This is a genomic window from Arthrobacter sp. SlRoot2-15, from assembly GCF_059739345.1.
This window is the reverse complement of record NZ_AP046058.1, coordinates 1995635-2009824: the sequence shown is the minus strand read 5'-3', so window position 1 is coordinate 2009824 and position 14190 is coordinate 1995635. Positions and strand designations below refer to the sequence as shown.

Below are 14190 nucleotides of genomic sequence, written 5' to 3'. Positions count from 1 at the left end.
CGCACAGCCTGGGGACGCGGGCGGGGCCGGGCGAGTGCCGGCCCCGCCGGCGTGCCGTACCATCAACTGTTAACAAGCCAACTGTAAACAGTTGACCACTGACAGTGAGGACGTACCATGGCCGGACTAACCGCCCCGCTTCTGGGACTGGAGAAGAAAAGCCTCCGCGAACAGGCGCTGTCCGCCCTGCGCACGGCCATCACAAGCGGTGAACTCGAACCCGGCCGCCATCTGGTGGAGACCGAGCTTTCCGAGATGCTCCAGATCAGCCGTGGAACACTCCGTGAAGCCCTGCGTCAGCTGGAGCAGGAAGGGCTGCTCTCGGCCGGAGCGCGCGGCCGACTGTCCGTACGGCATCTGGACGCCAAGGAAATCCGGGACATCTTCGCCGTTCGGGCGGCACTCGAGTCTCTGGCGGTCCGGGCGCTGTGTGAACTCCCGGACCGGGCGGCCGTGATTGTGTCCCTGCGTTCAGCCATCGACGCCATGGCCGCGGCCGCCGAGGGCACCCTGGAGGAACGGATTGAATCCGATCTCGAGTTCCACCGAACCCTGTGCCGTCTCACCGGCAATGAGACGCTGCTGCACTCCTGGGAATCACTGGAGGGATCCATCCGCATGTCGATCATGTATGCCGGGGTGGATCGGGCCGTCAAGAACATGAGCGTAGACCGGCACCACGACATCATCGCCGCGATCGAAACCGGCGACGCCGCCCTCGCCCGCACAACGATTCTCGAGCACATGGAGGGCGCTGCGTCCAACCTGGTGGCCTAGCGGCCGCGTCTCAGGTGCTCGGCGTTCAGTTCGTCGAGTTGGCTGTCGGTCAGTTGGTCGAAGCCCCGCGCCTCGCGTTTGTCGGTCCGGGAGAACCGCATGAACATCAGGATGATGAGCGGCAGGTCCACGATTTCACAGATGAACCATAAGACGTCCCCCGCGAGTTGCTGGTCGCGCAGGGCATCCGGAAACCAGGCTGGCCCCGCCTGTCGCGTTGCAACGTGATCGAGCACCTGTCCGTTCAGGCGCAACAGGATTCCGGGCACCGCATCGATAAGCAACTCAATGAAGACGAAGACAAACTCCAGGGTGATAAAAGCGCTGGAGCGATGGAAGTCCGCTTCTTCGATGATGGGAAGCGCCATCAGCAGGCCAAGCAACGGAATGCCGACAGTCAGGAGCGCCTCGGCCACTGGGTTCGTGCGCAGCGTGTAGAAGGCCGGAGTCAGAAAGGTTGAGAACAGGGCGAGCCCCAGCAACGGCGCCGCCAGCGAGTTGCTCACGAACCGGAGCAGCCGGTTTGACAGCACCGCGTCCAGCCGGACTATCCCCTCGCCGCTGAGTGCCGAGCGGGCCAGGGAGATGGGTTTCCCCAACCCGATCAGGAGCGGCACGACGAACAGCATCAGCGTGATTTTCAAGGTGAAGGCCCAGCGGAGCTCGGCACTGTACACACCCGGGAATCCGCATGTAAGCACTGTGAGGGAGCCCAGACCCAGGACGTAGAACGCCCCGGTCCGCCACAGCGGCCAGTTCCGGCCCTTGTTCGCCGCAGCTGCAAGTGCGACACCGTACAGCACTCCTAAGGACACAATGACCGCCGCGGCGGTCCAGTCAATCTGCCAGGAACTTATCACGACATCGAAAGGTGGCACGGGCCGAGGGTAGCTGAGCTTCCTAGGAGTTTGCCCGGAAAGCGACCCCGGGGGCGCTTCCCCCGCCGGCGCTTACCCCGCCGTCGCTCACTCCGAAGCGCGTCCTGGCTCCGCAACGGGTTGCTGCGCCGCCTGCTCGATGACGGCGGCGATGTGCTCCAGAAGGTATCGTTGCCCGGCGACGGTGGGGTGGTCGCCGTCGGGTCCGATCAGGTCCTCGACGTCGTCACTGATCCAGCCCTCCGCAATCGGATCGACAAATTCGGCGCCCGCCCCCTGAGCCGCGGACTTGAGCTGCCCGCGGATCTCCAGGAGCCCTTGGTCCGCGTCGGTCGAGTACGACGGCGGCCCCACCACGATGATCTTCGCAGCGGGGGCCACGGCTTCGGCGTGGGTGATGGCCGCAAAGGCCGCAGCGCCGACGACCGCCGGGTCGTAGTCAAGGTCGTTCTCGGAGCCGAAGAACACCACGACGCCGGTGTCCCGGGTTACGAAATGGTCCACCTGGCTGCCGAAGGTACCGTCGGTGTCGCCGGGCCTGACGTAGCCGCTGCCGTTCTCTGCGGCATTGACCACCTGGAATCCGGCGAGGCGGGGGTCCGTCCGGATCAGGGCCGGCCACGCGTAGCGGGGCGAGGTCCCATGCCCGGTGCTCAGCGAATCGCCAACAACCACCACCCGGACCGCCGGGGCAGCCGTGACCACCGGCTGCGCCGAGCAGGCCAGTGCCGCAGCTGCCAGGCAGGCCACCACGCCCGCCGCAACCGGCCAACTGTGTCGCCTGTATCGTGTATGCGGCAGTTGGCTGATCACCATGGCTCCCGCCTCCCGACTGAAATTCGCAGGCGCCCCATGCGGTGCCGCCTTGCAATCATTGTCCCTTGTTGAATGTTTCGTGGGTATTGCCGGAGGCTGCGAGAATCCCGGTCAGTAGTCCACGATGGCGCCGCTGGAGAGGTTGATGGTGGCGTCCGTGATGGCGCCGGCCTTGTCCGAGGCGATGAAGCTGGCCACGTTGCCGACGTCCGCCAGGGTGGCTGTGCGGTTCAAATGCGCGGCCTTGGCGATCTCCACCACGATCTCCTCCCGGCCCTCCACCTGCCAAGGAATGGTCTCGATGATGCCGCCGCTCACCATGGTGACCACCCGAACGCCGTACCTTCCCAGCTCCAGCGCCCACTGCCGCCTCAGCCCCTCCATCGCATCCAGGGCCACCTTGAACCCGCCGAGGCCGGCCACGGTCTGCGGGCCGGACCCGCCGAACATCAGCACCACACCGGACTTCTGCTTGAGCATGTGGCCGGCGGCGGCCCGGGTGGTGAGGAAGTGGGTACGCGTGGCCAGGGTGATCGGCTGGGTGAAGTCGTTGACGTCGATTTCCATCAGCGGCTGCTGGATGTCGCCGAAGGAAATGGCATTAAACGAAATATCGATCCGTTTGGACTTCTTGGCCGCGGCATCCACGAAGGCGTCCACCTGCTCCTCGTCCAACGCATCGACGACGGCGGTTTCCGCCCGTCCGCCGTCGTCCCTGATGTCCCGGGCGACTTTCTCCAGCCGGGACTCGGTGCGGCCGGCGAGATAGACGGTGGCTCCCTCGGCGGCGAAGGACCGCGACACCGCTCCCCCGATCGCCCCGCCGGCGCCGTAGATCAGTGCGGTTTTGCCTTGCAGCAGGCCGCCGGCCGGCACCTGGTTAGTCAGCATCTGTCCCTGCCTCCCGCCCCGGAGTGGTGAATTCCCTCAACTATGTTCTCGCCGGGGCCCGGTGGCAAGAGGACGGGGAGGGCATCCTGGCCGGGTCAGGGGCGTGGCGGGGGACTCTCCGGGCCGCCCCGGCCTTCACGGACCTCCGGCGGAACTGACGCGGGAGGACCGCCGATGCCGTAAAAACCCGGCGGCTGGGACGTCTGGCCCGGCTGCGGCGGGCCCGACGCAGGGGCTGGCGGGCCCCCGGCAGGGCCCGTTTGTCCATACGCGGGGGCTGCTTGTCCGTACGCGGGGGCGGCCGGGGGCACGGCGGGCGCCAGCGGCTGCAGGTCACCGGGGTCGGTGGGGCCCATGTCCAGATGGAACGGCGGGTACTCGTCGCGCATCAGGGCCACGTAGGTGATGACCCGGTAGATCCAGCGGTTCAGGCCCATCAGCAAGTCAAACAGGCCCCGCCAATACTGGCCGGTGAATAGCAGGATAACGCCGGCGATGAGCACCAGGAGCCCGATCAGCGAGATGCCGGCGTTCTGCTGGATCCACCGTCCGTCGTCCCAGTAACCTTCGCGGCCGCCCCAGCCGCGCATGGTCCCCGTCAGCACTCCGACGATCAGCAGGTGCGGGATCGCCAGCAGCCAGGACTTCACCAGCACCAGGCCGTGGGAGAGCTTCTCGGGATAGTCGACGTCGAAGTCCGCGGGATACCCGGTGCGGGCGAGGGTGAATGGCGGATACTGGTCCGTGCCGATCGCCGAGTAGGAATAGAAGGCGACCCTCCAGTTCCAGCGGATCACCCCCACATTGAAGTTGAACAGCGAGCGCGGGTAGCGGCCGGTGAAGAGGATCGCGAACCCGGCCACAATCGTGGTGATAACGAAGGCGAACCACAGGAAGAACAGCACAATGTAGTGCGGAATGGCCAGGAACCACTTGACCAGCCACAGCCAGCGGGAAAGGTTCGGGTCAAGATAGCCGCTGAGGCGCGCCGGGTAGACGTAGCTGCCCGCCGGCGGCTGGCCGCCGCCGTAGGGCTGCGCCGCCGAATTCGCGTAGGCAATCCCGGGCTGCGGCCCTTGTCCCGGCCCCTGCGGCGGATGCCCGCGGCCCAGCCCGGCCGCCCCGGCCACAATCAGCGGGACGCCGACTGCGAGCAGCACAATGCCGCCGATCAGCAGCCCGAGGAACACCGGCCAGAGCAGGTCCGAGCGCGCGCCGCCGAGGAGATCGACGGAGACCGGGCTGATCGCGTCCGCATTCATGATCACCACGGCCCAGTTCCCGGGCCGCACGTCCCACTTGAGTTCCTGGCTGCCGGCGCCGGTGGCAGAGGCCGTCCAGAACGTCTGGTCGGCGGGCCGGGCGGGCGGTTTGGTGCCGGCTACGTCCCGGTATTCGGCCCGGAAGGGCGAGAAGCGGACCTCGGTGAGCTCCGAGTGCCTGACGTCGGTCAGGTACCGTGCCGCATCCGCCTGTGGCGCGATGCCAATGAAGATCTGCTTCGCCGAGTCCGCCGTGGAACCGCGGAGCATCACGCTTCCGGGGATCACGGCCGGGTCGATGCCGGGCCTGGCGTCGGTCATGATGTCCAGCCGCGGCGAGGTCAGGGCGTAGGAGTCCGCCGAGTACCGTTCCGACGGGGTGGTGAAGTAGCCGCCGTCGCGCTGTTGATAGTTGGCCCAGCCGGTGAAACCGGCCCCGGCCAGGAGCCCCAGGCCCAGCAACGCGGCAAGCGTGCCGAGCACCAGCATGACAATCCGGCCCGGTTTCATGGCCGATCCAACGCCTCCCGCAGTGACTTGCCCCATCGTGCTGCCTTCTCGATTTCGCCGGGACGCAACGGCCCCTCGCTGCCCTGAACGTAGAACGGCATGGGCTCGGAGATGATGTCGGCGCCGCTGTCCCGCAGCGCATGCGCCATCTTCTTCGCCGCGTCGCCGTGGATGAACATCCGCACGCGGGTGTCGAAAGCGGCCGCCTTGACGCCTTTGAGGTGGCCGTCGCCAAGGGTCGAGAGCAGTTCGGTGATTTTCGGCGTCGGACGCCAGCCGTTGATGGGGCTGCCGAGGACCAGCAGGTCCCCCGCGGCCAGGTCGTCGGGACGGAAGTCGCTGACGGGTACGGGGGTGGCGTCGAGGTCGCCGAGCGAGCCGGCGACGGCCTCCGCCACGGACTTGGTGTTGCCGAACGCCGAGTCGTAGACGACGTGCGCCTTCATGCCGTGATCACCACTTTCAAGGCTTTCGTTTCAGCGGCGCGGGCAAAGGTGTCATAGGCGTCCAGGAACTGGTCGAAGGTGAAATGGTGGGTGGCGAACTTCTCCGCCGGCACCTTCTTCTGGGCCACGAGTTTCAGCAGCATCGGGGTGGTGTTGGCATTGACCAGGCCCATGCTGATGTTGATGTTCTGGATCCAGAGGTTTTCCACGTGCAGTTCCACGGGCTTGCCGTGCACCCCCACGTTGGCCACGTTGCCGCCGGGCCGGACGATGTCCGTGCACATGGTGAAGGTGGCCGGGATGCCGACAGCCTCGATGGCCACATCCACCCCCTGCCCGTCGGTGAGGGCCAGGACCTGGTCCTTCCAGTCGGCGTCGCCGGAGAGCACAACGTCGGTGGCGCCGAACTCGCGGGACTTTTCCAGCCGGTTCGCGTCAAGGTCGACGGCGATGATGGAGGCCGCTCCGTAGAGGCCCGCGGTGGCGATGGCGGCAAGCCCGACCGGGCCCGCACCGATCACCGCCACGGTGTCCCCGGGCTTGACCCGGCCGTACTGCACGCCGATTTCGAACCCCGTGGGCAGGATGTCGGAGAGCATCACGGCCTGTTCATCGCTCACGCCCGCCGGCAGCAGGTGCAGCGAGTTTTCGGCGTACGGGACGCGGACGTATTCAGCCTGCGTGCCGTCGATCAGGTGGCCGAAGACCCAGCCGATTCCGGCTTGCCCCTCCTCGCCCATGCAGTGCGAGTAGAGGCCGGTTTTGCAGTTGGCGCAGTGTCCGCAGGACTTGATGCAGGAAATGATGACCCGGTCTCCCACCTTGAGTCCGGTCACGGAGGACCCGGTCTCGGTGATGGTGCCGACGCCCTCGTGCCCGAGGATCCGGCCCTTGGTCACGGCGGGCACGTCGCCCTTGAGGATGTGCAGGTCCGTGCCGCAGATGGTGGTGGTGTCCACCTTGACGATCACGTCCGACGGATGCTGGATCGTCGGATCAGGGACGTCCGTCCAGGATTTCTGTCCCGGGCCGCCGTACACGAGTGCTTTCACGCAAGCTCCTTGGTTCGGAGGATGACCGGCGGATCGACGATCCGCAGGCGGCACGGGGTGACCGAGGTGTCGATGCCGGAGGAGACGATGGACTGGCGGGCGTGCTCACGGAGTTCCTCGAAAGCGGCGGCGGTGACCCGCGCATGGGCCAGGTCCACGACGAGCTCGTAGCCGGCGAGTTTGGACGTCACGCGCCGGCAGACGACGTAAAGGGCGCGGATGTTGGCGGTTGTGACGACGCCGCGCACCTCCACCCGCGCGGATTCCTCCGTGGTGTCGATCCGGATGACGACCTTGATCCGCGGATCACCGTGGGAGGGGTGCGCGTGGTAGGCGCGGGCCCGGCTGGCGTGGTTGAGGTGGCGCAGCGGGCTCACAGGGCATCAGCGCCCCGGGCGCCGAGGACCGCTGCTGTTGGATGATTCAATTCTGTTGGGAATTCGGTACGTATCATGGCCGGTCTCCTGCCTTTCCTGCCCAAGCTGGAAAGTGCAATTGCCATTTCCTCACCCCAGGTACTAGCGAGACCGATACTTCGCTTTGAGCGGTTCATCCCCCAAATGCCGTGCAGGAACCGCCCCAACTCCAGAATGACCGCACCGCCCGCCGCGGGCAAGGGGGCGAAAGTCCCTTGCGGGCCGTACCGCGCGGCCGAGCTGGGATCGGTGTGGAAGCAGTGGCCAGTGTGGTGCGGATTGCTGCCGCCCGGACGCGCCCCTAGCCTTGTCCCTATGCCGAAACCCGCCTCCCACGCCGCCCCGTCAGGTCTTGTTCTCGCTGCGGCCCGTCAGCCGGGCGAAAAAACGCTTTGTGACATTTTCATTACAGACGGCAGGGTTGCGCAGATTGTGCCATCGGGGTCGGTGACAGAGTTTCCGGCCGGGTCACCGGTGGTGGACCTGGACGGGCGCTGCGTCATTCCCGGGCTGTGGGATGAGCATGTCCACATGACCCAGTGGGCGTTGGCAGCCGGCCGGATCGACCTGTCCGGCGCGACGTCGGCGCGTGAGGCGGCCGCCGTCGTGCGTTCCCGTCTGGGAAGTTCCACCCCGGGGGACTCCGGCGGCGAGGCGGACGGCGGCCGTCCCCTGGTGGGGGTCGGCTTCCGGGACGCCGTGTGGGCGGACGCGCCCAGCCTTGAACTGCTCGACGGCGCGACGGCAGGCGTCCCGACGGCGCTGATCAGCCATGATCTGCACTGTGTGTGGCTCAACAGTGCGGCGGCCGCCCGCTACGGGGTATCGGTGGGCGCTGACGGGCTGCTCCGCGAGGATCCGGCCTTTGAACTGACCCGGGAGCTGGGGCGCCTGCCCGACGCGGCGGTGGACGCCATGGTTCGCGACGCCGGGAGGGCGGCCGCGGCCCGCGGAATTGTGGGCATTGTCGACTTCGAGATGGTCTGGAACCGGGACACCTGGCTCCGGCGGATCGCCGCGGGCTTTGATTCCTTGAGGGTGGATGCCGGCGTCTATCCGCAGGATCTGGACCGGGCCATTGGCGAGGGCATGCGGACCGGGCAGCCGGTTCCGGGTGGCGGGCATCTGCTGCGGGTGGGGCCCCTGAAGGTGCTGATCGACGGGTCCCTGAACACGCGCACGGCCTACTGCGTGGACCCGTACCCGCACGGCGGCCGCGGCCTGCTCACGGTCAGCGAGCCGGAACTGCTGGGCCTGCTGGTCAAGGCCCGCGCGGCCGGGTTCGTCCCGGCGGTGCACGCGATCGGCGACGGCGCCAACGAGGTGGCGCTGAATGCCTTCGAGGCGGCCGGGATCCGCGGCCGGATTGAGCATGCCCAGTTTGTCCGGGGGCAGGATTTTGCGCGGTTCGGCGAACTGGGCATCACCGCCAGCGTGCAGCCGGCCCACGCGCTCGATGACCGGGATGCGGCGGATTCCAACTGGGCCGGGAGGACGGAACGGGCGTTCCCGCTGCGGTCCCTGCTCGACGCCGGGGCGACGCTGGCGCTGGGCTCCGACGCGCCGGTGGCGCCGCTGGAACCGTGGACGGCGATGTCCGCCGCCACCACCCGCGCCCGGCAGGACGGCCGGGAACCCTGGCATCCGGAGCAGGCCCTCACCCGGCAGGAGGCGCTGGCTGCCTCCTCGCGCGGACGGAGCCGGATCAGCGTCGGCGACCCGGCCGACGTCGTTGTCCTCGACGCCGACCCGCTGGCCGCCTCCGACGCCGAGTTCGCCGCGATGCCGGTGGCCGCGACGCTGGCGGCGGGGCGGCTTACGTACCGGGGCGGGGTGTAGCCGGCTCGTTTGGTCGGACGCCCTTCACGGCTAGGCCCCCTTGACCCGTGCCTGGACCAGGTTGGCGAACGGCAGCCTGCCGTATTCCTCGACGAACGCGGCGTGGTACCCGGCCTCGGCCGCTGCGAGCTGCTCCACGGGCAGCTCTTTCCACGCGATGACCAGCTTGTTGGCGGCGGCGAGCTGCCAGATGAGCCGCCCGTCCCAGTGGCCCGGCGGCTTGCCCCGGCCGAGGTCGACGAACTCCTGGATCTGCCGGCGCAGCCCCCGGTTGCCCTTGCTCCCCGGGCCGGCCTTGCCCACATAGAGGACGTCGGCGCCGTCGATCCATTTGGCGGCCAGCGCATCCGGTTTCAGGGTGGGGTCCTTCTTTTTGAAGACGCCTGCCGTGCTTCTGGCGAGGAACTGGGGGCCGGCGGTGCCGGGTGCGCTGGCATCCGGCCGGAGCACCGCGAAGATGCCGGGTTTCTGTGGGATCCGGTGGATGTCCAGCTCCCCGATCGGCCGGAATCCGGTGAAGCCGTCCTGTTTTAGTGACTGTCTGTTGGTCGGCATGAATTCCTTGGTTTGAGGCGCTTACCTAAAGCTTACGGATGGGCGGATTCCGGACCCGCTTTTACTGTCACAGGTGACCGATAGCGTGTTTCTATGGACGGCAAGCAGTGGTCCGCGGAGGCTCCGGCAGCAGAGGGGTGCACCTGCGCCTGCAGTTGCGAGGTGACGCCAGCAACGGCTGGCGCGGCCGCGGCGCTGCGCGCGGATGCAGCAGTCCTGTCCGGCGTCGCGCCGAACGCCGACAGCGACGCCGCCATGATGATCGCTGAGATCCGGGCGCTGGAAGACCGGAAGTCTGCCCTGGCCGCCCGCCAGGCCCGTGTAGCCGTCGCGTTCGATTTGCTCCAGCGCCGCGCACAAGCCGACGCCGGTTTGCCCTCCGACCAGCTCGGCGCCGGGGTTGGGGCGCAGCTCGCCCTCGCACGTCGGGAATCACCGGCCAAGGGCGGCCGGCTCCTCGGCCTGGCCAAGGCCCTGGTCACCGAAATGCCGCACACGCTCGCCGCCCTTGAAGCCGGCCAGCTCAGTGAATGGCGCGCCACCCTCCTGGTACGGGAGACCGCGTGCCTGTCCGCGGCCGACCGGACCGCCGTGGACGAGGAACTGGCGGCCGACACCGGAGCTTTCGATGGCGCCGGGGACCGGGCGATCATCGCCGCGGCGCGGTCCGCCGTCTACCGTCTGGACCCGCGGTCCGTCACCCAGCGTGCCGCGCATGCTGAGGCCGAACGCCACGTCAGTCTCCGCCCGGCCCCGGACACCATGTGCTACCTCACCGCCCTGCTCCCCGTCGCGGCAGGGGTCGCCGTGCACGCCGCCCTGACCCGGGCCGCGGACACCGCCCACTCCGCCGGGGGTAACCGCTCACGCGGCCAACTGATGGCCGACGCACTCGTCGAACGCACCACCGGCACTCCCGGCGGGATCAGCGGCATCGAAATACAGCTCGTTATGACCGACCGCACCCTGTTCCAGGGCGACAGCGAACCCGCCCGGCTCCCGGGCTACGGCATCGTCCCCGCCGGGTGGGCCCGGGCCCTGGCCGGCCCGGACCAGGAGGAGACGATGCGGGTCTGGCTCCGCAGGCTCTACACCGCCCCCGCCACCGGCGACCTCGTCGCCATGGACTCCCGCGCCCGGCTCTTCCCGCCCGGACTGCGCCGCTTCATCCAGGCCCGCGACCACACCTGCCGCACCCCGTACTGCGACGCCCCCATCCGCCACCTGGACCACATCGTCCCCTGGCACGAAGGCGGCACCACCAGTCTCGGCAACAGTGCGGGACTCTGCGAAGCCTGCAACCACACCAAAGAAACCCCCGGCTGGAGCACCCAGCCCCTGCCCGGACCCCGCCACACTCTCCAACTCACGACGCCGACGGGCCACAGGTACGACTCCACCGCCCCGCCGCTGCCGGGAACGGCATTGCTGGCGGCACCCCGCCAGCGCCGCAAAATCCGGCACCTCGTCAAGACGCTGAGATGCTGAGGTGCGGGAGCGCCAGTGTTGCTGTAGAGGCGAAACTGTATCCCGCGACTCGCAAGCCTAAACTCCGGCGCACCCAGCCTTAAACACAGGACCTGCAGGTACCTTCGCGATCTCGCTATGAGACGGCCCGGACATTTTCATGTCCTGATCAGCCCGGCTTAATCAAGTGGTTACCTGCAGGCGCTTTAAGCGTACGCCCGTCGCCGGAGCGGTGACTAGGGGTCCGGCGCCTCTTCCGCGACGGCCGGGAACACGCCCGGAAACAGAAGCGTAGAGTGGAACAAGACGCCTGATTCTGGACGCCGAGTGCTGAGGGAGAAATCGTGACGATTGACTGGGACGAAAAGAAGACCCTGCTGCAGGAACCGAACATCGCGGCTGTGACCCAACTTTGCGACGAACTGATGGAGAAGAAGCCGGGATCCGTGGTCCCCTACATCGATCCCGTCCATGACGAGGACGAGTGCCGGATCGTCAGCCTCCATATCGCGCCCGGCAAGGGCTGCGAGTCAGGGTTCGTCTCCCACTTCAACGAGGACGAGGCCGCCCGCCGCGCCACCTCCATCTACGAGGCCGTCGAGCTCGACCCGCGCTACGTGATGCCGTGGAACGCCTACCCGTGGGTCCGCGACCCGGAACTTGCCTCGGCCTTGAACGTGCAGGAGAAGACCGACGGACTGCGTCCCTTCCGCCAGTTCATGAAGATCAACAAGCGCACCTCCGCGATCATCGCCCACGGAGCCGACGCCCACGCCTTCCTGACGCTCTTCGAGAAGACCTACCACTCCTCGCTGAAGAACCGCGGCGTGAAGATCTACAAGGCCACCGCCCTCGGCGGCCGCGCCTTCGCCGTCTCCCCGGCAAAGCAGGAGGAACTCCTGGCCAAAAACGTCGCCGTCTACCAGGACGCCATGCAGCGGGCCGGGATCCAGCACCTCTAACGAACCCACGACGGCGGCCCGCACCCTTCTGCCGCCGTCGCCCGTAGGCCCAACGGCCCTGCCCAACCCCGCTTTCCGTGGCCATGCTGGGAGGGCTGGCCGGATGTCGGCCGGTCCGTCGCGGACTCCTGGAGCGCTGACGGCTGCGGCTCGGAAGGGACCAGCATGGGACGGTTGGACGGCAAGGTCGCCCTCATCAGCGGCGGCGCCCGCGGCATCGGCGCGGCCATCGCCCGGCGCTTCCTGGCTGAGGGGGCAAGGGCCGTCGTCGGCGACGTCCTGGACGACGACGGCGCCCGGCTGCTGGCGGAACTCGGCGACGGCGTCCGTTACGTGCACCTGGACGTGACGAAGCCGGCGGACTGGGACGCCGCCGTCAACGAGGCGGTCACAGCATTCGGCGGCCTGAGCGTCCTGGTGAACAACGCCGGCATCGTGAACTTCGGCCGGATCGACGAGTACCCGCACGATCAGTGGGCGCGGATCATCGACGTGAACCTCACCGGCGTCTTCAACGGCATCAAGGCCGCAGCCCCGGCACTGGCCAAGGCCGGCGCGTCCTCCATTATCAATGTCTCCTCCATCGCGGGCCTGCGCGGCTACGAAAGTCTCGCCGGGTACACCGCCTCGAAGTTCGGCGTGCGGGGCCTGACCAAAGCCGCGGCGCTGGACCTGGGACGGGACGGGATCCGGGTCAACTCCGTGCACCCCGGCGTCATCCAGACCCCCATGACCGATGGCATGATCTTCGATACCGGCCACGTCCCGCTGCACCGGATCGGCCAGCCCACGGAGATCGCCGACCTCGCCGTGTACCTGGCCGGCGGCGAGTCCTCCTTTGTTACCGGCGCCGAATTCGTCATCGACGGCGGCGAAACGGCCGGAACCGTCGGAACCGCGGCCGGCTGACCGCGCACGATGGAGACGCCCATGTCCGTACATTCCGGTTCCAAACTCGCCGTCGTCGGCGCCGGCAGCGTCGGCACCTCGCTGGCCTACGCCGCCCTGATCCGCGGTTCGGCCAGCCACGTCGCCCTCTACGACGTCAACGCGGCCAAGGCCGAAGCCGAGGTCCTGGACCTGGCCCACGGCACCCAGTTCACCGCAGCCGCGGCCACCGTCAACGGCGGTGCGGACATCAGCGTCACGGACGGCGCCGACGTCGTGGTCATTACCGCCGGGGCCAAACAGTCTCCCGGCCAGACCCGGCTGGACCTGGCCGGCACCAACGTCCGCATCCTCGAACAACTCATGCCGCAGCTGCTCGAACACGCCCCGGACGCGGTCTACGTGCTGGTCACCAACCCCTGCGATGTACTGACCGTCGCCGCGCAGAAGATCACCGGGCTGCCGACGTCGCGGATATTCTCCTCCGGCACCGTGCTGGACACCTCGCGGCTGCGCTGGCTGCTGGCCCACCGCGCGGGGGTGTCGGTGAGCAGCGTCCACGCCAGCATGGTGGGCGAGCACGGCGACACCGAGTTCCCAGTCTGGTCCGGCGCGACGATCGGCCCGGTGCCGATCCGGGACTGGAAGGTCGACGGCGACCGCATCTTCACGCCCGGCTACCTGGCCGAGACCGCCCGCGAGGTCACCCAGGCCGCCTACAAGGTGATCGCCGGCAAGGGCGCGACGAATTACGCGATCGGGCTCTCCGGCGCCCGGATCGTGGAGGCGCTGCTGCGCGCCGAGAACGCCGTGCTGCCTGTCTCCACCGTGCTGGCCGGCCAGTACGGAATCGACGGAGTGGCCCTGTCCCTGCCGAGCATCGTTGGCCACGGCGGCGTGCGGGCGGTGCTGGAGACCCCGATGGACGAGGGCGAACTGGCCTCGCTGCACCACTCGGCCGAGACCCTCCGGCAGAGCCTGGCCTCCCTCGGGATCTGACCCACCCGGGCGGGGAACACAATCCCCGGGCCCGGCGTTGAACAGCGGTAGCCTGAACTGCGGAACAACAGCCCGGACGGAGGTAGGTCATGGTCGCAGCACGCACCCGGCATCACGCCGCCGGGCTCGTCCGGGCCGCCCTGCTTGCCGCAGTCCTGGCCGTGCTCGCGGGCCTTCTGGGCATGCATGTATTTTCGGCGTCCCACGCCGCGCACGCGTCCGCGGCCGGAGCGCCGTCCGGGGAAGTGGCGCTGGCGGCAGCGTCCGGCCCCTCAGCATCCGGGCACGCGGAAGCCGAGCACTCCGGCTCCGGGCACTCAGCCGCCGGGCACTCCGCATCAACCCACCCCGGTACGTCGCCCCGCCACGAAACTCCCGCCCCGCCGTCGTGCGGTTGCGGCGGAGTCTGCGGCGGCCAGAGCTCCGCGCACG

General features: G+C 68.3%; 14 protein-coding genes. 6 read left to right on the top strand and 8 right to left on the bottom strand.

Annotated features, from left to right (window positions below):
• Positions 1-117: 117 nt before the first annotated feature.
• On the top strand, positions 118-777 hold the full coding sequence (locus AC6I9V_RS09185) for a GntR family transcriptional regulator (RefSeq protein WP_497899180.1): 660 nt from the start codon (positions 118-120) through the stop codon (positions 775-777).
• Here the strand turns inward: AC6I9V_RS09185 and AC6I9V_RS09180 are convergent.
• From AC6I9V_RS09180 to AC6I9V_RS09150, 7 genes are all read right to left on the bottom strand, one after another.
• Positions 774-1655, bottom strand: a complete 882-nt coding sequence (locus AC6I9V_RS09180) for a cytochrome c oxidase assembly protein (protein WP_497899179.1) — start codon at positions 1653-1655, stop codon at positions 774-776. The two genes, AC6I9V_RS09185 and AC6I9V_RS09180, sit on opposite strands and share 4 nt — an antisense overlap.
• 87 nt (positions 1656-1742) lie before the next feature.
• Entirely contained in the window at positions 1743-2405 is a 663-nt protein-coding gene (locus AC6I9V_RS09175) for an SGNH/GDSL hydrolase family protein (RefSeq protein ID WP_349412833.1), read from the bottom strand.
• Between the two features lie 177 nt (positions 2406-2582).
• Positions 2583-3362, bottom strand: coding sequence for an SDR family NAD(P)-dependent oxidoreductase (locus AC6I9V_RS09170; RefSeq protein WP_497899178.1), 780 nt, complete (start codon positions 3360-3362; stop codon positions 2583-2585).
• A gap of 95 nt (positions 3363-3457) precedes the next feature.
• On the bottom strand, positions 3458-5134 hold the full coding sequence (locus AC6I9V_RS09165) for a DUF4389 domain-containing protein (RefSeq protein WP_497899177.1): 1677 nt from the start codon (positions 5132-5134) through the stop codon (positions 3458-3460).
• Positions 5131-5580, bottom strand: coding sequence for a flavodoxin family protein (locus tag AC6I9V_RS09160; RefSeq protein WP_497899176.1), 450 nt, complete (start codon positions 5578-5580; stop codon positions 5131-5133). Before AC6I9V_RS09160 ends, AC6I9V_RS09165 begins: the two co-directional genes overlap by 4 nt.
• Positions 5577-6632, bottom strand: coding sequence for a zinc-dependent alcohol dehydrogenase family protein (locus AC6I9V_RS09155; RefSeq protein WP_497899175.1), 1056 nt, complete (start codon positions 6630-6632; stop codon positions 5577-5579). Before AC6I9V_RS09155 ends, AC6I9V_RS09160 begins: the two co-directional genes overlap by 4 nt.
• A complete protein-coding gene (locus tag AC6I9V_RS09150) occupies positions 6629-7009 on the bottom strand; it encodes a hypothetical protein (RefSeq protein WP_497899174.1) in 381 nt (126 codons plus the stop codon). The genes AC6I9V_RS09155 and AC6I9V_RS09150 overlap by 4 nt, the downstream gene beginning before the upstream one ends.
• 354 nt (positions 7010-7363) lie before the next feature.
• On the opposite strand from AC6I9V_RS09150, the gene AC6I9V_RS09145 reads away from it, so the two are divergent.
• On the top strand, positions 7364-8887 hold the full coding sequence (locus tag AC6I9V_RS09145) for an amidohydrolase (protein WP_497899173.1): 1524 nt from the start codon (positions 7364-7366) through the stop codon (positions 8885-8887).
• Positions 8888-8917: 30 nt separating this feature from the next.
• Here the strand turns inward: AC6I9V_RS09145 and AC6I9V_RS09140 are convergent, their stop codons facing one another.
• On the bottom strand, positions 8918-9442 hold the full coding sequence (locus tag AC6I9V_RS09140) for a hypothetical protein (RefSeq protein ID WP_497899172.1): 525 nt from the start codon (positions 9440-9442) through the stop codon (positions 8918-8920).
• Between the two features lie 93 nt (positions 9443-9535).
• Here AC6I9V_RS09140 and AC6I9V_RS09135 point away from each other — a divergent pair, with 93 nt between their 5' ends.
• The 4 genes from AC6I9V_RS09135 to AC6I9V_RS09120 all read left to right on the top strand — a co-directional run bounded on the left by AC6I9V_RS09135 (position 9536) and on the right by AC6I9V_RS09120 (position 13758).
• Positions 9536-10930, top strand: coding sequence for an HNH endonuclease (locus AC6I9V_RS09135; RefSeq protein WP_497899171.1), 1395 nt, complete (start codon positions 9536-9538; stop codon positions 10928-10930).
• A 323-nt stretch (positions 10931-11253) separates the two neighbouring features.
• On the top strand, positions 11254-11871 hold the full coding sequence (locus AC6I9V_RS09130) for a uracil-DNA glycosylase family protein (RefSeq protein ID WP_497899170.1): 618 nt from the start codon (positions 11254-11256) through the stop codon (positions 11869-11871).
• A 165-nt stretch (positions 11872-12036) separates the two neighbouring features.
• Positions 12037-12780, top strand: a complete 744-nt coding sequence (locus tag AC6I9V_RS09125; protein ID WP_497899169.1) for a glucose 1-dehydrogenase — start codon at positions 12037-12039, stop codon at positions 12778-12780.
• Positions 12781-12801: 21 nt separating this feature from the next.
• Positions 12802-13758, top strand: coding sequence for an L-lactate dehydrogenase (locus AC6I9V_RS09120; protein ID WP_497899168.1), 957 nt, complete (start codon positions 12802-12804; stop codon positions 13756-13758).
• Positions 13759-14190: the final 432 nt, after the last annotated feature.